Raw genomic sequence first — 23,427 nt, forward strand, 5'->3', positions numbered from 1 at the left:
AAGTTCTGGCCAAGCCGGGCTCGATCACCCCGCACACGGACTTCACGTCCGAGGTCTACATCCTGTCCAAGGAAGAAGGCGGCCGTCACACCCCGTTCTTCCAAGGTTATCGTCCCCAGTTCTACTTCCGCACGACGGACGTGACGGGCACGATCGAACTGCCGGCCGACAAGGAAATGGTCCTGCCGGGCGACAACGTTGCCATGACCGTCAAGCTGCTGGCTCCGATCGCCATGGAAGAAGGTCTGCGTTTCGCCATCCGTGAAGGCGGTCGTACCGTCGGCGCCGGCGTCGTCGCCAAGATCCTGAAGTAAGCAATATCCGGATGGGTAGGGTGGGCTTTTCGTCCCCCTATCCATCTTTGCTGTAAAAGTAGTACTATGTATGGTTCCGCAAGCCGATGCACGCGGAACAGGTGCAAAGCAGTAGTGGAAAGTGCAAGGCCAACGCAGGATCAGCATCTGCGCTAACGGCTCTGCAGCAACTGTAGTGTTGAAGTGTTTAGGGGCATAGCTCAATTGGCAGAGCGTCGGTCTCCAAAACCGAAGGTTGTAGGTTCGATTCCTACTGCCCCTGCCACCGCCAGGATAAACCCGCGGGAGATCATCGCGAGTTACGCATTCACGGCGGCTCGCGTCGCAATATGTCTAATACCAGCGTTGAAACCGTAACCAGTACCGCCGACCGGGTCAAGCTCGGGCTGGCGGTTCTCGTCGTTATTGCTGGCATCGTCGGGTTTTCCGTGCTCAGCGCACAGCCGATGCCTGCACGTGTCGGCGTTTTCGTCGGCGGCCTCGTGATCGCAGCTGTGATCGCCTGGTTCAGCGAACCCGGCCGCCGCACTCTTAGCTTTGCCAGCGAGTCCTACAACGAAGTCAAGCGTGTCTCGTGGCCCACCCGCAAGGAAACGACCCAGATGACGGGCATCGTTTTTGCGTTCGTGGCGGTCATGGGCATTTTCATGTGGGTGCTCGACAAGGGCATCGAATGGATTCTCTACGGCCTGCTGTTGGGCTGGAAATAAGGACGGCAAATGAGTAAGCGTTGGTATGTCGTCCATGTGTATTCCGGCATGGAAAAAAGCGTGCACAAGGCCCTGAACGAGCGCATCGAGCGCGCGGGCCTGCAAACGTCTTTCGGCCGCATTCTTGTGCCCTCCGAGGAAGTCGTCGAGGTCAAGGGTGGCCAGAAGTCGATCACCGAGCGCCGCATTTTTCCCGGTTACGTCCTTGTTGAAATGGATCTGACCGACGAAACGTGGCATCTGGTCAAGAACACCAACCGTGTCACCGGCTTTTTGGGTGGCTCGGGCAATCGTCCGACCCCGATTTCCGAAAAGGAAGTCGAGAAGATCCTCTCCCAGATGGAAGAGGGCGTCGAGAAACCCCGCCCCAAGATCCTGTTCGAAGTGGGCGAGATGGTTCGGGTCAAGGAAGGTCCGTTTGCAGACTTCAACGGCAACGTCGAAGAAGTCAATTACGAAAAGAGCAAGGTGCGCGTGTCTGTCACCATTTTTGGTCGCGCCACGCCTGTCGAACTCGATTTCAGCCAGGTCGAAAAGACCTGAATTTAACCCCCGGGGAGCTCTGTCCACACAGGCCAGGGCGATATAACCCGCAAGGAGCAAAGCATGGCGAAGAAGATCGTCGGCTTTATCAAGCTGCAAGTACCGGCTGGTAAGGCTAACCCCTCCCCCCCGATTGGCCCGGCACTGGGTCAACGTGGCCTGAACATCATGGAATTCTGCAAGGCGTTCAACGCCAAGACCCAAGGCATGGAGCCGGGTCTGCCGATCCCCGTGGTGATCACCGCTTTCGCGGACAAGAGCTTCACCTTCATCATGAAGACCCCGCCCGCGACGGTCCTCATCAAGAAGGCTGCCGGCGTGCAAAAGGGTTCGTCCAAGCCGCACACCGACAAGGTCGGCACGCTGACCCGCGCGCAAGCTGAAGAAATCGCCAAGGCCAAGGGCCCCGATCTGACCGCCGCTGATCTGGACGCCGCTGTGCGCACGATCGCTGGCAGCGCCCGCAGCATGGGCATCACGGTTGAGGGGATCTAATCATGGCAAAGTTGTCCAAGCGCGCAGCCGCTATTGCGCAAAAGATCGACCGCACCAAGCTGTACCCGGTCGCTGAAGCCCTGACCCTGGTCAAGGAAACCGCCGTCGCCAAGTTCAATGAGTCGATTGACGTGGCTGTGCAGCTCGGCATCGACCCGAAGAAGTCGGACCAACTGGTTCGCGGTTCGGTCGTGCTGCCCGCCGGCACCGGCAAGTCGGTCCGCGTGGCCGTGTTCGCCCAAGGCGACAAGGCTGAGGCCGCCAAGGCCGCCGGCGCCGACATCGTCGGTCTGGACGATCTGGCCGACAGCATCAAGGCCGGTCAAATGGACTTTGACGTCGTCATCGCCTCGCCCGACACGATGCGTGTCGTTGGCGCCCTGGGTCAGATCCTGGGTCCGCGTGGCCTGATGCCGAACCCGAAGGTCGGCACCGTGACGCCCGACGTCGCCACCGCTGTCAAGAACGCCAAGGCCGGTCAGGTTCAGTACCGTACCGACAAGGCCGGCATCATCCACGCAACGATCGGCCGTGCGTCGTTCGGCGTGGAACAGCTGCAAACCAACCTGGCCGCTCTGGTCGACGCCCTGCAAAAGGCTCGTCCCGCAGCTGCCAAGGGCATTTACCTGCGCAAGCTCGCCGTTTCGTCCACGATGGGCGGCGGTGCGCGCGTGGAAATTGCCTCGCTGTCGGCTACCAACTAAGCCAACAGCTGTAAACGTACTTTGGGCTGCATCCGGATTCCTCCGGATGTTGCTGTCAAAGACCGCTGGAGCAGGGTAGTGGAAGGAATCTCCCTTCCGCAAGGAAAGCAGCATCGCCGCTGCCCCGCTTAATCCCGGAGCTCACACAGTCCGGATCCAGCGTAGACGGCGTCCCCAGGAAGATTTCTTTACACGAAGAACTCGACCAGGCGCCGCATTCGGTTGACGCGCAAGGCTCAGGCCCCAGGCGTCTTTTGATGGAGTGTTCAAACCGTGAGTCTCAATCGTCAAGAGAAAGCGGTGGTGATCGAGGAAGTCTCGGCGGAAGTCGCCAAGGCCCAATCGATTGTTATCGCTGAGTACCGTGGTCTGGACGTCGCCTCTGTCACCGTACTGCGCAAAACTGCGCGTGAATCGGGCGTGTATCTGCGTGTTCTGAAGAACTCGCTGGCCCGTCGTGCTGTTGCCGGCACGGCTTTCGAGCCGTTGGCCGAGCAACTGACCGGTCCGCTGATCTATGGCATCAGCGCTGATCCGGTTTCGGCGGCCAAGGTCATTGCTGGTTTCGCGAAAAGCAACGAAAAGCTGGTCATCAAGGCGGGCGCACTGCCCAACAACTTGCTGAACCAAGAAGGCGTGAAGGCTTTGGCCACCATGCCCTCGCGCGAAGAGTTGCTGTCGAAGCTGCTTGGCACCATGCAAGCCCCCATCGCGCAATTCGTGCGTACGCTCAACGAAGTTCCGACCAAGTTCGCCCGTGGCCTCGCGGCTGTGCGCGACCAAAAGGCAGCGGCCTAATCGCCCTGCTGTCCGGAATTCGCTGAACGACGAAGCGACACCCAAACCCTGGCATTACCAAAATATTTGGAGTTCTGAAAAATGGCACTTAACAAAGCTGAAATCCTTGACGCCATCGCTGGCATGACCGTGCTCGAGCTGTCCGAGCTGATCAAGGAAATGGAAGAGAAGTTCGGCGTGTCGGCTGCTGCCGCTGCCGTCGCTGTCGCTGCTCCCGCCGCTGGTGGCGCTGCCGCCGCTGCTGAAGAGCAAACCGAGTTCACCGTCGTCCTGCAAGAAGCCGGCGCGAACAAGGTCAGCGTCATCAAGGCCGTGCGCGAGCTGACCGGTCTGGGTCTGAAGGAAGCCAAGGACCTGGTCGACGGCGCTCCGAAGCCCGTCAAGGAAGCTGTGGCCAAGGCTGACGCCGAAGCCGCCAAGAAGAAGCTGGAAGAAGCTGGCGCCAAGGTCGAAGTCAAGTAAGACCTGCGTCAACTGCCCGGGGACAGCACAGTTTGCAGTCCCCGGGCTTTTGCGTTTCCAGGAAACCCCTACTGGGGTCATGCCCATTCAGTGGGGTTTCCTGGAGTCGTATCACCTGGGGCCGTGGTTGACGGCCCATGCAACCTCGAGTCGGAGTGCTCATGCCTTACTCGTACACCGAAAAAAAGCGCATCCGCAAAAGCTTCGCCAAGCGTGAAGACGTTCAAAACGTTCCTTTCCTTTTGGCGACACAGCTTCAATCCTACCTAACTTTCCTGCAGGCGGATACCGCCCCGTCCGATCGCGTAGCCGACGGTTTGCAGGCGGCGTTCTCGTCGATTTTCCCGATCGTTAGTCACAACGGTATGGCGCGCTTGGAGTTCGTGAGCTATGTGCTCGGCGAACCGGTGTTCGATGTCAAGGAATGTCAGCAACGTGGCCTGACCTATGCCTCGCCCCTGCGAGCCAAGGTCCGCCTTGTGCTGCTTGACCGCGAAGTCAGCAAGCCCACCGTGAAGGAAGTGAAGGAACAGGAAGTCTACATGGGCGAAATTCCGCTCATGACGGGCACGGGTTCCTTCGTCATCAACGGCACCGAGCGTGTCATCGTTTCCCAGCTGCACCGCTCCCCGGGCGTGTTCTTCGAACACGACCGCGGCAAGACGCACAGCTCCGGCAAGCTCCTGTTCTCGGCCCGCGTGATTCCTTACCGCGGCTCGTGGCTGGACTTCGAATTCGACCCGAAGGACGTCCTGTTCTTCCGCGTCGACCGTCGCCGCAAGATGCCGGTCACGATCCTGTGCAAGGCTATCGGCATGACGCCGGAATCCATCCTGGCCAACTTCTTCGACTTCGATAACTTCGAACTGAAGAGCGAAGGCGCGATGATGGAATTCGTGCCGGAACGTTGGAAGGGCGAAATGGCCCGTTTCGACATCGCCGACCGTTCGGGCAAGGTGATCGTCGAAAAAGACAAGCGCATCAATGCGAAGCATCTGCGCGACCTGGCTGCCGGCGGCATCCAGCGCATCTCCGTGCCCGAAGACTTCTTGTACGGCCGTGTGCTGGCCAAGAACATCGTTGACGAAGATACCGGCGAAGTCATCGCCAACGCCAACGACGAGATCACGGAAAGCGTGCTCGGCGCCCTGCGCGCCGCCAACGTGCACGACATCCAGGCCCTCTACACGAACGACCTGGACCGCGGCCCGTACATTTCGCAGACCCTGCGCACCGATGAAACCGCCGACCAGATGGCCGCGCGCGTTGCCATCTACCGCATGATGCGTCCTGGCGAACCGCCCACCGAAGAAGCGGTGGAAGCGCTGTTCCAGCGTCTGTTCTACAGCGAAGAAACGTACGATCTGTCGCGTGTTGGCCGCATGAAGGTCAACAGCCGCCTGGGCCGTGGTGAAGACATCACCGGCCCGATGACGCTGACCAACGAAGACATCCTTGAAACCATCAAGGTGCTGGTCGAGTTGCGTAACGGCCGTGGCCAGATCGACGACATCGACCACCTGGGCAACCGCCGCGTGCGTTGCGTGGGCGAACTGGCCGAGAACCAGTTCCGCGCCGGCCTCGTGCGCGTCGAACGCGCCGTCAAGGAACGTCTGGGCCAGGCCGAGACGGAAAACCTGATGCCGCACGACCTGATCAACTCCAAGCCGATCTCGGCCGCCATCAAGGAGTTCTTCGGTTCGAGCCAGCTGTCGCAGTTCATGGACCAGACCAACCCCCTGTCGGAAATCACGCACAAGCGTCGCGTTTCCGCCCTGGGCCCGGGCGGTCTGACCCGCGAGCGCGCCGGCTTTGAAGTCCGCGACGTGCACCCGACCCACTACGGCCGTGTCTGCCCGATCGAAACGCCTGAAGGCCCGAACATCGGCCTGATCAACTCCATGGCGCTGTACGCTCGCCTGAACGAGTACGGCTTCCTGGAAACGCCTTACCGCAAGATCATCGACGGCCGCGTCAGCGAGCAGATCGACTACCTGTCGGCCATCGAAGAAAGCCACTACGTCATCGCTCAGGCTAACGCCGCGCTGGACGAAGAAGGCCGCTTCGTGGACGACCTGGTCGCTTGCCGTGAAGCTGGCGAAACGATGCTGACCGCTCCGGCCAACGTGCACTACATGGACGTTGCCCCGTCGCAGATCGTGTCGGTTGCCGCCTCGCTGATTCCGTTCCTGGAACACGACGACGCGAACCGTGCACTGATGGGCGCCAACATGCAGCGTCAGGCCGTGCCTTGCCTGCGTCCGGAAAAGCCGGTCGTGGGTACGGGCATCGAGCGCACCGTGGCCGTTGACTCGGGCACGACCGTGCAGGCCCTGCGTGGCGGCCTGGTCGACCACGTCGACGCCGAGCGTGTCGTGATCCGCGTGAACGACGAAGAAAACGTCGCCGGCGAAGTCGGCGTCGACATCTACAACCTGATCAAGTACACGCGTTCCAACCAGAACACGAACATCAACCAGCGTCCCATCGTCAAGCGTGGCGACAAGGTCGCCAAGGGCGACGTGCTGGCCGACGGCGCATCGACCGACCTGGGCGAACTCGCCCTGGGTCAGAACATGCTGATCGCGTTCATGCCCTGGAACGGCTACAACTTCGAAGACTCGATCCTGATCTCCGAAAAGGTCGTGGCGGATGACCGCTACACCTCGGTGCACATCGAGGAACTGACGGTTGTCGCTCGCGACACGAAGCTCGGTCCGGAAGAAATCACCCGCGACATCAGCAACCTGGCTGAAACGCAGTTGAACCGCCTGGACGATTCCGGCATCACGTACATCGGTGCAGAAGTCAGCGCCGACGACGTGCTGGTCGGCAAGGTCACGCCGAAGGGCGAAACCCAGCTGACGCCGGAAGAAAAGCTGCTGCGCGCCATCTTCGGTGAAAAGGCGTCCGACGTTAAGGACACCTCGCTGCGCGTGCCCTCGGGCATGACAGGCACCGTGATCGACGTGCAGGTGTTCACGCGTGAAGGCATCGTGCGCGACAAGCGCGCCCAGTCCATCATCGACGATGAACTGCGCCGCTACCGCCAGGACCTGAACGACCAGCTGCGCATCGTTGAAAACGACCAGTTCGACCGTATCGAAAAGATGCTGGTCAACAAGACCGTCAACGGCGGCCCGCGCAAGCTGGCCAAGGGCGCCACGATCACCAAGGCTTACCTGGCCGATCTGGACCGCTGGCAGTGGTTCGACATTCGCCTGGCCGACGAGCCGCACGCCGTCGTGCTGGAACAGGCCAAGGAATCGCTCGAGCAGAAGCGTCATCAGTTCGATCTGGCCTTCGAAGAGAAGCGCAAGAAGCTGACGCAGGGCGACGAGCTGCCCCCGGGCGTGCTGAAGATGATCAAGGTCTACCTGGCCGTGAAGCGTCGTCTGCAGCCTGGCGACAAGATGGCAGGCCGTCATGGCAACAAGGGCGTGGTCTCGCGTATCACCCCGGTGGAAGACATGCCGCACATGGCTGACGGCACGCCGGCCGACATCGTTCTGAACCCGCTGGGCGTGCCCTCGCGGATGAACGTCGGCCAGGTGCTGGAAGTCCATCTGGGCTGGGCCGCCAAGGGCGTGGGCCACCGCATCGCCGACATGCTGCGCGATGAGCGTACGGCGCAGGTCAAGAACGTCCGTGCGTACCTGGACAAGGTCTACAACACGACCGGCACCGGCGCGCGCATCGACGAGCTGACCGACGACGAAGTCATGGAAATGGCCCAGAACCTCAAGAACGGCGTGCCGTTCGCGACGCCCGTCTTCGACGGCGCGACCGAAGAGGAAATCACCACGATGCTGGAACTGGCCTATCCGGACGACGTCGCCAAGCGCATGGCGTTGACGCCTTCGCGTACGCAGGCGTGGCTGTTCGACGGCCGCACGGGCGAGCAATTCGAACGCCCCGTGACCGTCGGCTACATGCACTACCTGAAGCTGCACCACTTGGTCGACGACAAGATGCACGCGCGTTCCACCGGCCCGTACTCGCTGGTGACCCAGCAGCCGCTGGGCGGCAAGGCGCAGTTCGGCGGTCAGCGTTTCGGGGAAATGGAAGTGTGGGCGCTGGAAGCATACGGCGCCGCCTACACCCTGCAGGAAATGCTGACGGTGAAGTCGGACGACATCAACGGCCGTACCAAGGTATACGAAAACATCGTCAAGGGCGACCACGTCATCGACGCCGGCATGCCGGAATCGTTCAACGTGCTGGTCAAGGAAATCCGCTCGTTGGCCCTGGACATGGATTTGGAGCGTAACTAATGAAAGCGCTACTCGACCTCTTTAAGCAAGTCTCGCAAGACGAGCAATTCGATGCCATCAAGATCGGCATCGCCTCGCCCGAGAAGATCCGTTCGTGGTCTTACGGCGAAGTTCGCAAGCCCGAGACCATCAACTACCGCACGTTCAAGCCTGAGCGCGACGGCCTGTTCTGCTCCAAGATCTTTGGCCCGATCAAAGACTACGAATGCCTTTGCGGCAAGTACAAGCGCCTGAAGCATCGTGGCGTGATCTGCGAGAAGTGCGGCGTCGAAGTTACCGTTGCCAAGGTTCGCCGTGAACGCATGGGCCACATCGAACTGGCCAGCCCTGTCGCGCACATCTGGTTCCTGAAGAGCCTGCCGTCGCGTCTGGGCATGGTGCTCGACATGACCCTGCGCGACATCGAACGCGTCCTGTACTTCGAAGCCTGGTGCGTGATCGAACCCGGCATGACGCCGCTCAAGCGCGGCCAGATCATGTCGGATGACGATTTCCTCGCCAAGACCGAAGAGTACGGCGACGACTTCCGTGCCCTGATGGGCGCGGAAGCCGTGCGCGAACTGCTGCGCACCATCGACATCGACCGCGAAGTGGAAACGTTGCGCGGCGAACTGAAGGCCACCAGCTCGGAAGCCAAGATCAAGAAGATCTCCAAGCGCCTGAAGGTGCTGGAAGGCTTCCAGAAGTCGGGCATCAAGGCCGAGTGGATGGTCATGGAAGTGCTGCCCGTGCTGCCGCCGGACCTGCGTCCGCTGGTGCCGCTGGACGGCGGCCGCTTCGCGACCTCCGACCTGAACGACCTGTACCGCCGCGTCATCAACCGCAACAACCGCTTGAAGCGCCTGCTGGAGCTCAAGGCGCCGGAAATCATCCTGCGCAACGAAAAGCGGATGCTGCAGGAAGCCGTCGACTCGCTGCTGGATAACGGTCGTCGCGGCAAGGCCATGACGGGCGCCAACAAGCGCCAGCTCAAGTCGCTGGCCGACATGATCAAGGGCAAGAGCGGTCGTTTCCGTCAGAACCTGCTGGGCAAGCGCGTCGACTACTCGGGCCGTTCGGTCATCGTGGTGGGTCCGCAGCTCAAGCTGCACCAGTGCGGCCTGCCCAAGCTGATGGCCCTGGAACTGTTCAAGCCGTTCATCTTCAATCGTCTGGAGATGATGGGCCTGGCCACGACCATCAAGGCTGCCAAGAAGCTGGTCGAAAGCCAGGAACCGGTGGTCTGGGACATCCTGGAAGAAGTCATCCGCGAACATCCGGTCATGCTGAACCGTGCGCCCACGCTGCACCGTTTGGGCATCCAGGCGTTCGAGCCGGTCCTGATCGAAGGCAAGGCGATCCAGCTGCACCCGCTGGTTTGCGCGGCGTTCAACGCCGACTTCGACGGCGACCAGATGGCCGTCCACGTGCCGCTGTCGCTGGAAGCCCAGCTCGAAGCGCGCACGCTGATGCTGGCGTCGAACAACGTGCTGTTCCCGGCTAACGGTGAACCGTCGATCGTGCCGTCCCAGGACATCGTGCTGGGTCTGTACTACACGACGCGCGAGCGCATCAACGGCCGCGGCGAAGGCATCTTCTTCACCGACGTCGCCGAAGTGCAACGTGCCTACGACAACGGCGAAGTCGAGCTGCAAAGCCGCGTCACCGTGCGTCTGAAGGAACACGAGCGCGACGAGAACGGCGAATGGCAGCCCGTGATCCGCCGTCATGAAACGACGGTCGGCCGCGCGCTGCTGTCCGAGATCCTGCCGAAGGGCCTGCCCTTCACCGTCCTGAACAAGGCGCTGAAGAAGAAGGAAATCTCGCGTCTGATCAACCAGTCGTTCCGCCGTTGCGGCCTGCGCGACACGGTGATCTTCGCCGACAAGCTGATGCAGTCGGGCTTCCGCCTGGCGACGCGCGGCGGTATCTCGATCGCCATGGGCGACATGCTGATCCCGACCGCCAAGGAAGGCATCCTGGCCGAAGCCAGCCGCGAAGTGAAGGAAATCGACAAGCAGTACTCGTCGGGTCTGGTCACGTCCCAAGAGCGCTACAACAACGTTGTGGACATCTGGGGCAAGGCCGGCGACAAGGTCGGCAAGGCGATGATGGAACAACTGGCCACCGAGCCCGTGACCAACCGTCACGGCGAGGAAGTGCGCCAGGAGTCGTTCAACTCCATCTACATGATGGCTGACTCGGGCGCCCGCGGTTCGGCCGCCCAGATCCGCCAGCTGGCCGGTATGCGCGGCCTGATGGCCAAGCCGGACGGTTCCATTATCGAAACGCCCATTACCGCGAACTTCCGTGAAGGCCTGAACGTACTCCAGTACTTCATCTCCACTCACGGCGCGCGTAAGGGTCTGGCCGATACGGCACTGAAGACCGCGAACTCGGGTTACCTGACCCGCCGTCTGGTCGACGTGACGCAGGATCTGGTCATCACGGAAGACGACTGCGGCACTTCGCAGGGCTACAACATGAAGGCCCTGGTCGAAGGCGGTGAAGTCATCGAACCGTTGCGCGACCGTATCCTGGGCCGCGTGGCCGCCGTGGACATCGTCAATCCTGACACGCAGGAAACGGCCATCGTTGCCGGCACCCTGCTGGACGAAGACCTGGTCGACACCATCGACCGCATCGGCGTGGACGAAGTCAAGGTCCGCACCCCGCTGACCTGCGAAACGCGTCATGGCCTGTGCGCCCACTGCTACGGCCGCGACCTTGGCCGCGGCACCTCGGTCAACCAGGGCGAGGCTGTCGGCGTCATCGCTGCCCAATCCATCGGTGAACCGGGCACGCAGCTGACGATGCGTACGTTCCACATCGGTGGCGCGGCGTCGCGTTCGGCCCTGGCCAGCGCGGTGGAAACCAAGTCCACCGGTACGGTCGGCTTCGCCAGCACGATGCGCTACGTCACGAACGCCAAGGGCGAACGTGTGGCGATCTCGCGCTCCGGCGAACTGGCGATCTTCGACGACAACGGCCGCGAACGCGAACGCCACAAGATCCCGTACGGCGCGACCGTGCTGGTGGGCGATGGCGAAGCCGTGAAGGCTGGCGCGCGTCTGGCGACGTGGGATCCGCTGACCCGTCCTATCGTGTCGGAGTACGGCGGCGCCGTCCGCTTCGAGAACATCGAAGAAGGCGTGACCGTTGCCAAGCAGGTGGACGAAGTCACCGGCCTGTCGACGCTCGTCGTCATCACGCCGAAGACCCGTGGCGGCAAGATCGTCATGCGTCCGCAGATCAAGCTGGTCAACGAAAACGGCGAAGACGTCAAGATCGCCGGCACCGATCACTCGGTGAACATCTCGTTCCCGGTTGGCGCGCTGATCACGGTGCGCGACGGTCAGCAGGTTGCCGTGGGTGAAGTTCTGGCGCGTATTCCGCAAGAATCGCAAAAGACCCGCGACATTACCGGCGGTCTGCCGCGTGTGGCTGAACTGTTCGAAGCCCGCTCGCCGAAGGACGCCGGCATGCTCGCCGACGTCACCGGCACGGTTTCGTTCGGCAAGGACACGAAGGGCAAGCAGCGCCTGGTCATCACCGACCTGGAAGGCGTGAGCCACGAGTTCCTGATTCCGAAGGAAAAGCAGGTTCTGGTGCACGACGGCCAAGTGGTGAACAAGGGCGAAATGATCGTGGACGGCCCGGCCGATCCCCACGACATCCTGCGCCTGCAGGGCATCGAGAAGCTGGCGACGTACATCGTCGACGAAGTGCAGGACGTTTACCGTCTGCAGGGCGTGAAGATCAACGACAAGCACATCGAAGTGATTGTTCGTCAGATGCTGCGCCGTGTGAACATCGTCGATGCGGGCGATACCGAGTTCATCCCGGGCGAGCAAGTCGAGCGCTCCGAGCTGCTGAACGAGAACGACCGCGTCACCGCTGCTGATCTGCGCCCGGCCACGTACGACAACGTGCTGCTCGGTATCACGAAGGCTTCGCTGTCGACCGACTCGTTCATTTCGGCCGCTTCGTTCCAGGAAACCACCCGTGTCCTGACCGAAGCCGCCATCATGGGCAAGCGCGACGACCTGCGCGGCTTGAAGGAAAACGTCATCGTCGGCCGCCTCATCCCGGCGGGTACCGGCCTGGCTTACCACCACGCGCGTCGCGACAAGGAAGAGCTGGAGGCCGCGGAACGCGAAGCCGCTCGCCAGCTGGCCAACCCGTTCGAAGACTCGCCGGTCACGGTGGGCTCGGACGCGGAAGCCCCGGCTTCCGACACCGGCACCGAGGATTCCGCCGAATAAGCGGAGCGCCCCTTGCAGGTTGCCCCGCCCGGTCGCGGGACAGCCTGGAAAACAAAAGGCCGCTGATGCAAATCAGCGGCCTTTTTTTGTGCGCGCGACGCCTGCGCAAGCAAGGGTGCAGGAGGACTACTTTGCGGCCTGCGCGCGGGCGCGTTGGAAGGCGGGCCCCCAGACCGGATGGCCGGCTTCGTTTGCGGCAAGCTCGAAAGCGGGATCCAGGGCCAGGATGCGGGAGAAGCTGTCTTCGCAGAGCTGCGTGTAGCGGCTGACGCAGTAGCTGAAAGCCTGAAGCTTGTAGGCTTCGATGCGCACCGCCTTGGAAGAGGTTGCCAAGGTATCGGACGTGGCGACGTTGCGGATGACTTCGCCATAACGGCCGGCGCCGTATTGGTCTCGCACCTGTTGCAGTTGGCTCAATGCCTCGGCGGTGGGCGGACTTTCGGGCTGCGGCGAGGAGATTCCGGCGCAGCCAGCCAGAAGGACCGAAAAGCCGAGCAGACTGCTCAGGATGCGAATTTTCATGGCTTCCAAAGATGTAGAGTGATGAGACGGTACGCTATCGTGCCACAGCCTGATGCGCTCGGACATTTTCGGCAATGTCCTAACGGTGCGGATTGGATAATATTCCGCCTAAATCACCCATCAACCCGTTTTGGCGCCCAGGCGCAGCTTCGATCATGTCTTCTTCCGCCGGCCTGTTGACGCCGCGTGGCCCCTTTTCCGGCGCCGCGCCGCTGGCATTGCGCCCTTTGAGCGCCATCGCCGCCAGCGCGGCCGGCGGCGTTCCTGAATCGCGCATCAAGCGGCTGCTGTCCGACCTTCTGCCGTCCCTGGTCGCATTGCATGCGCAGGGTGAGATTTGCGGCGATATCTCCCTGGATACCGTCGGCATGGACGAGGGCGCCCGCGCCCACCTGTTGCCCGAACTGGTGGTTGCGCGGTCGCGGCGCGCCAGCAGGACGCCAGCCGCCGGCTTCGCGCCCTTCGAGCTGTACACCGATTCGATGGACTGGCCGCGAGGCCCCTGGAGCGATATCTACTCCTTGTGCGCGGTGGCGTATGTGCTCGTCACCGGCAACCGGCCGCCACCGGCTCCAGAGCGCCGGGCCCACGACGATTATGAGCCCCTGACGTCGCTGGGGCTTGCCAAGTATGGCCAGGACTTTTTAGGCGTTATCGACTCGGGTCTGTCGATGGATCCGCAGGACAGGCCGCAGACGCTTGCCGCTCTGGCGGGCCTGCTGGGCGTGGCTGCTTACGCCGAACCGGAGCCGGCCGCCGAGGACGCCGCCGATACGGCTCGCTTCGCGCCGGCCGCAGGCATGCCTGCGCGGCACGAGCCCGCCCGCCGGCGCCGGCCCCTGCTGGCGCTGCTGCTGCTTGTGGCGCTCGTCGGCGCAGGCGTGTACGCGTGGTTCCAATTCGGCATGGGCACCCCCAATGCCCTGATTACCCGCTCGGAACTCGTACAACCCAACCCGCCGGTCGTGCATCCGCTGCCGCCGCCGGCGACGGCGCCCACGGCACCTCCGCCCACGATGCCGCCGGCGCCCGCCGCCCAGGTTCCTGGCGACCTCCCGTCGCTGATCCAGGGCGGCTCCAGTTCGGCGCCAACGGCGCCGGCGTCTCCCGCCGAACCCGTTGCGACGCCGGCGGCGCCGCCTCCGGCGCTCGCGGAGCAAGAATCGCCGCCAGCCCCGGTCGCCGTCGATGAGGCGTCCAAACCCAAGCCCGTGCCGGTCAGTGTGCGCCTGGACATCCTGCCTTGGGGTGAGGTGTGGATCAATGGCGCGGCGCGCGGCGTCAGTCCGCCCGTGAAAGAGCTGAAATTGCTTCCGGGCAAGTATCAGGTCGTCGTGCGTAACGCCGATCTGCCGCCGCTGCGCATGACGTTGGACGTCAAGGCGGGCAGGCCAGCCGTCATTTCGCACACGTTCAAGTAGGCGCGCACTGCGGCACGCTTGCCCCGGCGCCCGAGGGCGGCGAGCGTCCGGCATTGCCGGCGACGCGCTGGCGAAGTCACGCTTTCGGCAGGCGCAGCGTAAATGTCGAGCCGGAGCCCGGTTCGCTCCGGACCTCGACGGAGCCGCCAAGGCGCTCCGCCACCGTGCGCACGAACGCCAATCCCAATCCCGCGCCGCCGACATCGTCGCGCGACTCGACGCCTACTCGCGAGAAGGGCTCGAACAAGCGGGCCAGATCCTGCTGCGCGATGCCTTGGCCCTGGTCGCGAATCGCCACCCGCCAATGGCCGGGTTCCTCCTCAATGCCGCATTCAATGCGAGTGTCCGACGGGCTGTACTTGATCGCATTGTCGATGAGGTTACACAGGGCTCGCATCAGCAGCGTCTGATCGCCTCGGGCATACGCAACCGGCACGGGCGCCTGCGCTTCGAGCAGGATGCCGCGCTTATTGGCGGACGGCCACAGATCATCTATGGCGTCCTGCAGCAGGCTGCCCAGGTCCAGATCCACGGCGCTTATCACCATGGACTCGGCGCGCGTCAGATGCACGAAGTCGTCGACCAGGCGCAATGTGCGATTGGCCAGCATGGCAATGCGCTTGAGTGTGTCTTCCCGGGCCTGCGGCGCGGCGGACCCCTCCTGCGCCATCTCTACCAGGGCCAGGATGGAACTTTGCGGAGCGCGCATGTCGTGGGAAATGAAGCGCAGTGTCTCTTCGCGCTGGCGCTCTGCCTGGCGGATGCCCGAAATATCGGTCAGCGTGACCACGTTGCCCGCGAAGTGGCCTTCGGCGGTGTGGATCGGGGCGCATTTCAGGATCAGGTCGCGTCCCGCGTGATCACGCACCTCCAGGTCGGCGCTCCAGGGCGATGCGGCGTCGGTCGGGCTGCGGCCGCTCAACGCGTCCGCTACGCGCTGCCGGGTGGCCTCGTCCGACAGGGTTCTTTCGAGCAGATGGGCTGCGGGGCGGCCTACGCGCGGAGGCCGGATGCCAAGCCGCTGGAAGTACATGATGGCGGCCTGGTTGCGGAATCGCATGCGGCCGTCCTGATCGAAAACCAGCGTTGCGTCCGGCATGCCATCGAGACCGTCGGCAAGGAATCGGCGCAGGTTGCGCACGCGCGCGAGCGCGCGCCGCAGTTCGCCGATCCGGCTTTCCAGGGACGCGTTCGGATTGGCTAGCGGCACCCGGGCCTCGTTGAGCACGGGCGGGTATTCACGTTGCAGGCGGCGCAGCTCATTGTCCATGTAGCGCAACGCGGCTTCCTGGCTGCGCCAACTCCATAGGGGATAGCACAACGCAACGCCGGCCAGGGCCGCCGTCGGCGCAAACCACAGGCTGGCGTGCGCCAGCAGCAGCCACGCGGCCAGCGGGATACCGGCCAGCAGGGCGAGGCTGACCAGCAATGCCTGCTTCGGAGACAGGCGCCACAGGGCCAGGCAGGCCAGCAGGACGGGCAGGGCAGCAAACAGCGCGTTCCACCAGGCCGCTGGCCGCTGGTAGGCGATGTCGGAGCGTGCCGCCTGCAGGATGTTGGCGATTATCTCCACGCCCGATATGCCGCTGACATCGTGCGACACCGGCGTCGGATAGTCGTCGCCCATGCCAGTGGCCCAGGCGCCAACCAGGACATACTTGCCTCGCAGTTCTTCCGGGGGCAGGTCGCCGCGCAGCACGGACAGGTAAGACACTGTGCGCATGTGGGCTGGGGGGCCGGCATAGGGAATCAGAATCCGGCCTTCGGCATCGGCGCGCTTCAGCAGGCGCTGCGCATGGTCGGATTCGCCGCCGACTTCCAGCATCGAGATGGCCAGGTGGTTGCGGCGGTCACCGGCGAATTGCACAGACAGCGCGGCTTTGCGCACTACGCCGTCGGAATCGATCACAGCATTGATGAACCCTGTCGAAGCCGCGGCCTGCGCCAGTTCGGCGATGGGCAAGCCGATGGCGCCCGGTTTCCTGATGCGGTCCAGCACCACCGGCAGCACCGTGCGGCCGTTGCGCCGCAGGCTGTTGGCGAGGATCGCGTCATCGCCAGCCTTGATGGTGTCGGGTTCCGCGAAGATCAGGTCCAGGCCGACGGCGCGGGCTCCGTTCAGCCGGTCGATCAACGCGGCGTGGATGGCGCGCCGCCAGGGCCAGCGTCCCAACGCCTCGATGCTGGCGTCGTCGATGGCCACAACCAGGATCTCCGGGTCGGCCGCGCGCCCGGTCATCATGACGGCGCGATCATAAATGACCTGGTCCAGCCGTCCCAGCCCGTTGAACGCCCCAAGGACCGCGGCCAGCGCCGCCAGGGCCAGCGTCAGCCACAGGCCGGAGCGAGAGGGCCGTTCCTGGGAGTCGGCGGGATCGGCCATGGAACGGGTTCTAGTACGCGGTCAGGGTCACGAGTCCGCCCGTGCCGCTGCCCACGCTCAGTCCGAACGACGTCAGCAGCATGTTGGCGCCTTCGAATGTTTGGACAGAATCCTGGCCGTTCAAACCCAGGTTGTCCACGGCGCGCACCGATACGTAGAAAGTGCCGGGGCCGGGGGCGCTGAAGCGGATGTCGTTGCCGGGGAAACTGGCCGACGAGACCGGCAGGGCGCCATCCGCATCGCGCGAGACGCGCACCAGATAGCTCTGCGCGCCCGGCACTGGGGCGAATGCGCTGGTCCAGGCGCCGCCGACACGAACCGGGTCACCCAGTTGCGGCGCCGCCAGGAGCGCTCGGACCCCCGAGACGGAACCGTCGGCCCCGACGGCTGCGCCGTAGCCCCCGTTCACCGCAACGGGCTTGGCCGGCGGCGTCGCGCCGGGCGCATGCGGCTGCAGTCGCACGCTGCCTTCCAGCACTTCGCTGTGGACGCCATGATCCCCGCTCTGCACCCGGAATCGGGTGCCGCGCACACCCGTGACGGCGACTGGTGTGCGGATCTCGAAACGGCCGACGCCACTGCCTGAGGGGGCGACGGTCGACTCCACACCGCCCCGGCGGACGTTGACAATCGAATCGGTCAGCGCAGTGCCTTCGAACTGGCGCAGCCGGGTCAGTTCCACGGCGCCGTTGGACGGCAGGGTGAGCTTGGAGCCGTCGGCCAGTTCCAACGTGACAAAGCCGTTGGGGGCGGTCTCGAGGGTGCTGCCTTCGGACACCAGAGTCCCGGGTTGCGGCGCCTTGCCATCGAGCGCGGCCTGGCCGCTGACGTGCACGACCGTGGCCTGCGCCTCGCGCACGGGAATCATGGACAGGGGGATATGCAGTTCCAGGCCGATGGGCATGGCCTCGGGCGCCGTCACGCTATTCAACGCCTGCAGCCGGGTCCAGTTCGACTGGTTGCGCGTATAGCGGTTGGCCAGTTCGATCAGGGTCTCACCCGGACGGACCCGATGGATGAAGTCCTCGCCCAGGGCGCCGGCCGGCTGGCCGAGCGCGGGGGAGCCAAGGGTGACGCAGGACAGCAGGACAAACAAAGAAAGCGCGCGGCTGCGGCTCATGGTGATCAATTCTCCAGGGGGGGCGGGCCGCAGCGCTATTGCGGACTGCTCTGCGTGTCTTCGGATGGGCTGACCAGTTCAAGCCGGTAGCCAAGCGCATAGGACGAGGTCAGGCGTACGCCGTGCTGGGGACGCAGCTGGAGCTTTTGCCGGATGTTCGACAGGTGCGTGTCCAGCGTGCGCGACGTGGCAGGAATCTCCCGGTTCCACACGCACTCGGCCAGCACGTCACGCGACATCAACCGGCCAAGGTTGCGGAAAAACAGCAGCGCCAGTTCGAACTCCTTGGGCGCCAGCGGCATCGCGACGCCGTCCAGCATGATGGCGCGCGCAGTGGGTTCGATGCGATAGCGCGCGACGTCAAAGACGTCGTCGCCAGGTTCGGCGATCTGGCTGCGCCGCAGCAGGGCCGCCACGCGCGCGAGGAGTTCCAGGGGACGCATCGGCTTGACGATGTAGTCATCCGCTCCGGCGCGCAGACCTTGCACAAGATCGTCTTCGCTGGACCGGTTGGTCAGGAAGATGACGGGAATGCGAGGGCCGATATTGGTGCGCAACCAGCGGACTACGTCGTCGCCGTCGATATCGGGCAAGTGCCAGTCGAGCAGGACCAGATCGAAGGATTCGTTGCGCAATGCGGCCAGAAGGTCCCGGCTCTGGTGATAGCTGGTGCAAGCGTAACCGGCGGTTGTCAGAACTTGCTGGATGCGCCGAGCCTGGTCCAGGTCGTCTTCCAGCGACGCGATTTTCATCAGACGAGTTCTCGCGAGGATTTGCAGCGCAGGCGCGCTCTGTGGCGTCCTATTGCAATAGGGTGGGGAGTATGTGTAATCGAATGATAACTCGGTAGACCCCCTCGCCGGCTACGTTATGGCAAGAACTGTCAAACATTGCAAAGTTGACGAATCTTGACTGGAGTTGTTGCATTACAGCGCGCCAAACTGTCTCAACCATTACACGAGCCGCGAATAACAGCAGGCAGTGCAAGGGGCGGATCGCAGACCGGAAGAGATATGAATCAATTGCGCATACTAATGATGTCCCCGGACGAAGCCGTTCGAAGCACGGCGGTGTCCGCGCTGCTGCAGGCCGGAATATCGGCTCGCGGCTGCTCGACTTCGCTTGAATTGTTCGGATTGCTCAACAGTAGCCACCACGACGCCGTCGTCCTCGATGTCGGGGCCGCGGGCGAAATCGGCTATGCGTTGGTCGCGCGGCTGCATAGTTCGGCGCCGCTCGGCATTGTGGTGATCGGCCACGGCATGTCCGTGGACGCCCGCTTGCGGTGTCTGCAGAGCGGGGCGGACGCGTGCCTGCCGGATCCCCAGGATCCCCGGGAACTCGTATGCCTCCTGTTGTCGCTGGCGCGTCGGCTGCCCACCGAGGTGAATCTGCCCCCGACGGAAGAGCCTGCCGTGGGCAAGTGGGAATTGCGTGACCAGGGATGGACCCTCTTGGCGCCGTCGGGCACGACCCTGTCGCTATCGGCCAATGAACGCCTCGTTGTGCGCGCGCTATTGGATGTGGCGGGCAGGGCGGTGGGCCGAGAGGCGCTGGGCAACGAACTGCAGGTCGACGGGGCCGCCATCCGTTCCAGCAGCGCGCGCAGCATCGACGTCATCGTCAGCCGCTTGCGCCGCAAGGCGGAACAGGCGGGCCTTATCCTGCCGATCCGCACGGTGTACGGCAGCGGTTACCTGTTTACGGACCGGTAACGGCTCCGAAAACAGTACACTGAGCTCCGCCCGCACAGGCAGGGATTGCCCGTAGAAGGCCTCCCGCTACAGCCTCACGGCTTATCTGCAAGTCGTCAGTTACGTGGCCCCAATTTTCGCCAGCCGCCCGCAACTGCCCGTCTTCTGACGGCAACGTGCCGCTCAGCAGCACTTACAAAATACTTTGACAGCAAGCCTTGATCTCAGTTATGCTAAAGGGCTTACTGCTTTATTTCGCGCGCAAAATCTGCACGCTCATTCAGACAGTTCAGGGTCAGGAAACCAAGGTGCGTCACGAGCCTTTTGTTTTCGGGCACATCAGTAGCAACTGTTCGTCTGGCTGCATCCGGTTTTGTGCGTTTGTCATGGTTTGTTGGCAAGCCCGCTCTTTTACGTATTTGAACGTTTGAGGCGGTTTTGCGCGAACTGCCTTCTCCGAAAAGCTCACCCGCTTCAGGAGACGAGTACGTAAGTACTTACCAGTGGTACGTAAAAGGGATTTCAAAGGTCATGCCTACCATTAGCCAACTCGTGCGCAAGCCGCGCGAAGTCAGCATCATCAAAAGCAAGAGCCCCGCGCTCGAAAACTGCCCGCAACGCCGCGGCGTGTGCACTCGCGTGTACACCACCACCCCCAAGAAGCCGAACTCCGCTCTGCGTAAGGTTGCCAAAGTGCGTCTGACCAACGGTTACGAAGTCATTTCGTACATCGGCGGTGAAGGCCACAACCTGCAAGAGCACTCGGTGGTTCTGGTGCGTGGCGGTCGTGTGAAGGACTTGCCCGGTGTGCGTTATCACATCGTGCGCGGTTCCCTCGACCTGCAAGGCGTTAAGGATCGTAAGCAAGCCCGCTCGAAGTACGGCGCCAAGCGCCCGAAGAAGGCCTAATTACGAGTCAGCAGTACCCCCGCGTGGCGGAGTTCCGTCACCAGGGAAGTGCGACCGCGCCATCCAGATGATGGGAAGGTGCGCGGCACGTAAGGGGTCGTCCCAATGGGCGGCCATGGCCGTGTAATGAAACACGGTTCAACTGAACAGACACAAGGAAGCAACAATGCCCCGTCGTCGCGAAGTACCCAAGCGCGAGATTCTGCCCGATCCCAAGTTCGGCAGCGTCGAGCTCGCCAAGTTCATGAACGTCGTCATGCTGGACGGCAAGAAGGCCGTCGCCGAGCGCATCGTCTACGGTGCCCTCGAGCAAGTGCAAACCAAGACCGGCAAAGAGCCGATCGAAGTTTTCAGCCTGGCGATCAACAACATCAAGCCGATCGTCGAAGTGAAGAGCCGCCGCGTTGGCGGTGCCAACTACCAAGTGCCGGTTGAAGTGCGCCCCGTGCGCCGCCTGGCCCTGGCTATGCGTTGGCTCCGTGAAGCCGCCAAGAAGCGTGGCGAAAAGTCGATGGATCTGCGCCTTGCTGGCGAACTGATCGACGCCTCCGAAGGTCGTGGCGCCGCGATGAAGAAGCGCGAAGACACGCACAAGATGGCAGAGGCCAACAAGGCCTTCAGCCATTTCCGCTGGTAATTTAAGGACTAATCCACCATGGCCCGCAAAACCCCGATCGAGCGCTATCGCAACATTGGTATCTCTGCGCACATCGATGCAGGGAAAACCACCACGACCGAACGTATCCTGTTCTACACCGGCGTCAATCACAAGATTGGCGAAGTGCATGATGGCGCAGCCACCATGGACTGGATGGAGCAAGAGCAAGAGCGTGGCATCACCATTACGTCGGCTGCTACGACGGCGTTTTGGCGTGGCATGGCCGGCAATTACCCCGAGCACCGCATCAACATCATCGACACCCCGGGACACGTGGACTTCACCATCGAGGTGGAACGTTCCATGCGCGTCCTGGACGGTGCTTGCATGGTCTACTGCGCGGTGGGCGGTGTTCAGCCCCAGTCCGAAACCGTGTGGCGCCAAGCCAACAAGTACGGCGTGCCGCGTCTGGCCTTCGTCAACAAGATGGACCGCACTGGCGCGAACTTCTTCAAGGTCTATGACCAGCTGAAGAACCGCCTGCGCGCCAATCCCGTGCCGATCGTCATCCCCATCGGGGCCGAAGACACGTTCCAAGGCGTGATCGACCTGGTCAAGATGAAGGCGATCATCTGGGACGAAGCCAGCCAAGGCACCAAGTTCGACTACAAGGACATCCCGGCCGAACTGGAAGGCACCGCTGCCGAATGGCGCGAGAAGCTGGTTGAAGCCGCCGCCGAGTCGTCGGAAGAGCTGATGAACAAGTACCTGGAAACGGGTTCCTTGGAAGAAGCCGAAATCAACCTGGCCATCCGTCAACGCACCATCGCTGGCGAAATCCAGCCGATGCTGTGCGGCACTGCCTTCAAGAACAAGGGCGTGCAGCGCATGCTGGACGCGGTCATCGACTACCTGCCTTCGCCCGTGGACATCCCCCCGGTCGACGGCCAGGACGACGATGGCAACGCCATCAAGCGCAATGCCGACGACGCCGAAAAGTTCTCGGCTCTGGCATTCAAGCTGATGAGCGATCCGTTCGTGGGTCAATTGACCTTCGTGCGTGTGTACTCGGGCGTCCTGAAGTCCGGCGATACGGTCTACAACCCCATCAAGGGCAAGAAGGAACGTATCGGCCGCATTCTGCAGATGCACGCGAACAACCGCGAAGAAATCAAGGAAGTGTTGGCCGGCGACATCGCCGCCGTGGTTGGCCTGAAGGACGTGACCACCGGCGAAACGCTTTGCGACGTCGATTCGCACATCCTGCTGGAACGCATGGAATTCCCCGAGCCCGTGATCTCGCAGGCCGTGGAACCCAAGTCCAAGGCTGACCAGGAAAAGATGGGTCTGGCGCTGTCGCGTCTGGCTCAGGAAGATCCGTCGTTCCGCGTGCGCAGCGACGAAGAATCCGGCCAAACCATCATTTCCGGTATGGGCGAGCTGCACCTGGAAATTCTGGTCGACCGCATGAAGCGCGAATTCGGCGTGGAAGCCAACGTCGGCAAGCCGCAAGTGGCCTACCGCGAAACCATCCGCAAGACCTGCGAAGAAGTCGAAGGCAAGTTCGTCAAGCAGTCGGGCGGTCGTGGTCAGTACGGTCACGTGGTGCTGAAGGTCGAGCCCCTGGCTCCTGGCGGCGGCTACGAATTCGTGGACGCCATCAAGGGCGGTGTGGTTCCTCGCGAATTCATCCCCGCGGTGGACAAGGGCATCCAGGAAACGCTGCCTTCGGGCATCCTGGCCGGCTACCCGGTCGTGGACGTCAAGGTCACGCTGTTCTTCGGTTCGTACCACGACGTGGACTCGAACGAAAACGCGTTCAAGATGGCCGGCTCGATGGCATTCAAGGAAGGCATGCGCAAGGCTAGCCCCGTGCTGCTGGAACCGATGATGGCCGTTGAAGTCGAAACGCCGGAAGACTACGCTGGTACCGTGATGGGCGATCTGTCCTCGCGTCGCGGCATGGTTCAAGGCATGGACGACATGGTTGGCGGCGGCAAGACCATCAAGGCTGAAGTTCCCCTGGCCGAGATGTTCGGTTACGCCACGAACCTGCGTTCGCTGACGCAAGGCCGTGCCACGTACACGATGGAATTCAAGCATTACTCCGAGGCCCCCAAGAACGTCGCTGACGAAGTCATCGCCGCTCGGGCCAAGTAAATAACCCTTGCCAGGTCCGTCCAGTCGGACGGCCCTGGCAGAAATCAAGTTTCCTTGAAAGTTAAAGGATAGAGAT

18 protein-coding genes and 1 tRNA gene are annotated in these 23,427 nt (G+C 62.7%); 15 read left to right on the forward strand and 4 right to left on the reverse strand.

Annotation, left to right across the window (positions count from 1 at the left end; all coding sequences use genetic code 11):
- From KYC_RS00735 to rpoC, 10 genes are all read left to right on the forward strand, one after another.
- The coding region (locus KYC_RS00735) for an EF-Tu C-terminal domain-related protein (RefSeq protein ID WP_008157758.1) at window positions 1–314 on the forward strand (314 nt) is incomplete at its 5' end.
- Between the two features lie 189 nt (window positions 315–503).
- Window positions 504–579, forward strand: a tRNA-Trp gene (locus tag KYC_RS00740).
- Window positions 580–643: 64 nt separating this feature from the next.
- Window positions 644–1,024: a preprotein translocase subunit SecE gene (secE, locus tag KYC_RS00745; protein ID WP_008157761.1), complete on the forward strand. Its 381-nt coding sequence runs from the start codon at window positions 644–646 to the stop codon at window positions 1,022–1,024.
- Window positions 1,025–1,033: 9 nt separating this feature from the next.
- Window positions 1,034–1,567 (forward strand): transcription termination/antitermination protein NusG, encoded by a 534-nt coding sequence (gene nusG / locus KYC_RS00750; protein ID WP_006389586.1) that lies wholly within the window; start codon window positions 1,034–1,036, stop codon window positions 1,565–1,567.
- 63 nt (window positions 1,568–1,630) lie between these two features.
- The gene (rplK, locus tag KYC_RS00755) at window positions 1,631–2,062 is read left to right on the forward strand and encodes a 50S ribosomal protein L11 (protein WP_006389587.1); all 432 of its coding nucleotides are present in this window, start codon (window positions 1,631–1,633) and stop codon (window positions 2,060–2,062) included.
- Between the two features lie 2 nt (window positions 2,063–2,064).
- The gene (rplA, locus tag KYC_RS00760; RefSeq protein ID WP_008157773.1) at window positions 2,065–2,766 is read left to right on the forward strand and encodes a 50S ribosomal protein L1; all 702 of its coding nucleotides are present in this window, start codon (window positions 2,065–2,067) and stop codon (window positions 2,764–2,766) included.
- A gap of 273 nt (window positions 2,767–3,039) precedes the next feature.
- Window positions 3,040–3,564 carry a 50S ribosomal protein L10 gene (gene rplJ / locus KYC_RS00765; RefSeq protein WP_008157775.1) on the forward strand — a complete coding sequence of 175 codons (525 nt, stop codon included), beginning with the start codon at window positions 3,040–3,042 and terminating at the stop codon, window positions 3,562–3,564.
- 81 nt (window positions 3,565–3,645) lie between these two features.
- Window positions 3,646–4,026 carry a 50S ribosomal protein L7/L12 gene (rplL, locus tag KYC_RS00770; protein WP_008157777.1) on the forward strand — a complete coding sequence of 127 codons (381 nt, stop codon included), beginning with the start codon at window positions 3,646–3,648 and terminating at the stop codon, window positions 4,024–4,026.
- A 161-nt stretch (window positions 4,027–4,187) separates the two neighbouring features.
- Complete coding sequence (rpoB, locus tag KYC_RS00775; protein ID WP_008157779.1) at window positions 4,188–8,300, forward strand: DNA-directed RNA polymerase subunit beta; 4,113 nt, start codon at window positions 4,188–4,190, stop codon at window positions 8,298–8,300.
- On the forward strand, window positions 8,300–12,544 hold the full coding sequence (gene rpoC / locus KYC_RS00780) for a DNA-directed RNA polymerase subunit beta' (protein ID WP_008157781.1): 4,245 nt from the start codon (window positions 8,300–8,302) through the stop codon (window positions 12,542–12,544). Before rpoB ends, rpoC begins: the two co-directional genes overlap by 1 nt.
- A gap of 126 nt (window positions 12,545–12,670) precedes the next feature.
- On the opposite strand, the gene KYC_RS00785 is transcribed toward rpoC, so the two are convergent.
- Window positions 12,671–13,066: a TssQ family T6SS-associated lipoprotein gene (locus KYC_RS00785; protein WP_008157783.1), complete on the reverse strand. Its 396-nt coding sequence runs from the start codon at window positions 13,064–13,066 to the stop codon at window positions 12,671–12,673.
- 155 nt (window positions 13,067–13,221) lie between these two features.
- On the opposite strand from KYC_RS00785, the gene KYC_RS00790 reads away from it, so the two are divergent.
- Entirely contained in the window at window positions 13,222–14,487 is a 1,266-nt protein-coding gene (locus tag KYC_RS00790; protein ID WP_008157785.1) for a serine/threonine-protein kinase, read from the forward strand.
- Window positions 14,488–14,563: 76 nt separating this feature from the next.
- Here the strand turns inward: KYC_RS00790 and KYC_RS00795 are convergent, their stop codons facing one another.
- From KYC_RS00795 to KYC_RS00805, 3 genes are read right to left on the reverse strand one after another with little or no spacing between them, the layout of a single operon-like run.
- Window positions 14,564–16,870 carry a CHASE2 domain-containing protein gene (locus tag KYC_RS00795; RefSeq protein WP_008157787.1) on the reverse strand — a complete coding sequence of 769 codons (2,307 nt, stop codon included), beginning with the start codon at window positions 16,868–16,870 and terminating at the stop codon, window positions 14,564–14,566.
- A gap of 10 nt (window positions 16,871–16,880) precedes the next feature.
- Entirely contained in the window at window positions 16,881–17,990 is a 1,110-nt protein-coding gene (locus tag KYC_RS00800) for a FecR family protein (protein WP_043517192.1), read from the reverse strand.
- A gap of 35 nt (window positions 17,991–18,025) precedes the next feature.
- Window positions 18,026–18,742 carry a response regulator transcription factor gene (locus KYC_RS00805; protein WP_008157790.1) on the reverse strand — a complete coding sequence of 239 codons (717 nt, stop codon included), beginning with the start codon at window positions 18,740–18,742 and terminating at the stop codon, window positions 18,026–18,028.
- A gap of 261 nt (window positions 18,743–19,003) precedes the next feature.
- On the opposite strand from KYC_RS00805, the gene KYC_RS00810 reads away from it, so the two are divergent.
- The 4 genes from KYC_RS00810 (at window position 19,004) to fusA (ending at window position 23,351) form a co-directional block, all read left to right on the forward strand.
- Window positions 19,004–19,705 (forward strand): response regulator transcription factor, encoded by a 702-nt coding sequence (locus tag KYC_RS00810; protein WP_043517193.1) that lies wholly within the window; start codon window positions 19,004–19,006, stop codon window positions 19,703–19,705.
- 510 nt (window positions 19,706–20,215) lie between these two features.
- Complete coding sequence (rpsL, locus tag KYC_RS00815) at window positions 20,216–20,593, forward strand: 30S ribosomal protein S12 (RefSeq protein WP_005017264.1); 378 nt, start codon at window positions 20,216–20,218, stop codon at window positions 20,591–20,593.
- A 166-nt stretch (window positions 20,594–20,759) separates the two neighbouring features.
- Window positions 20,760–21,230, forward strand: a complete 471-nt coding sequence (rpsG, locus tag KYC_RS00820; RefSeq protein WP_006216561.1) for a 30S ribosomal protein S7 — start codon at window positions 20,760–20,762, stop codon at window positions 21,228–21,230.
- A gap of 18 nt (window positions 21,231–21,248) precedes the next feature.
- Entirely contained in the window at window positions 21,249–23,351 is a 2,103-nt protein-coding gene (gene fusA / locus KYC_RS00825) for an elongation factor G (protein WP_008157811.1), read from the forward strand.
- Window positions 23,352–23,427: the final 76 nt, after the last annotated feature.

Source organism: Achromobacter arsenitoxydans SY8, from assembly GCF_000236785.1.
GTDB classification, from domain to species: Bacteria; Pseudomonadota; Gammaproteobacteria; order Burkholderiales; family Burkholderiaceae_B; genus Achromobacter; species Achromobacter arsenitoxydans.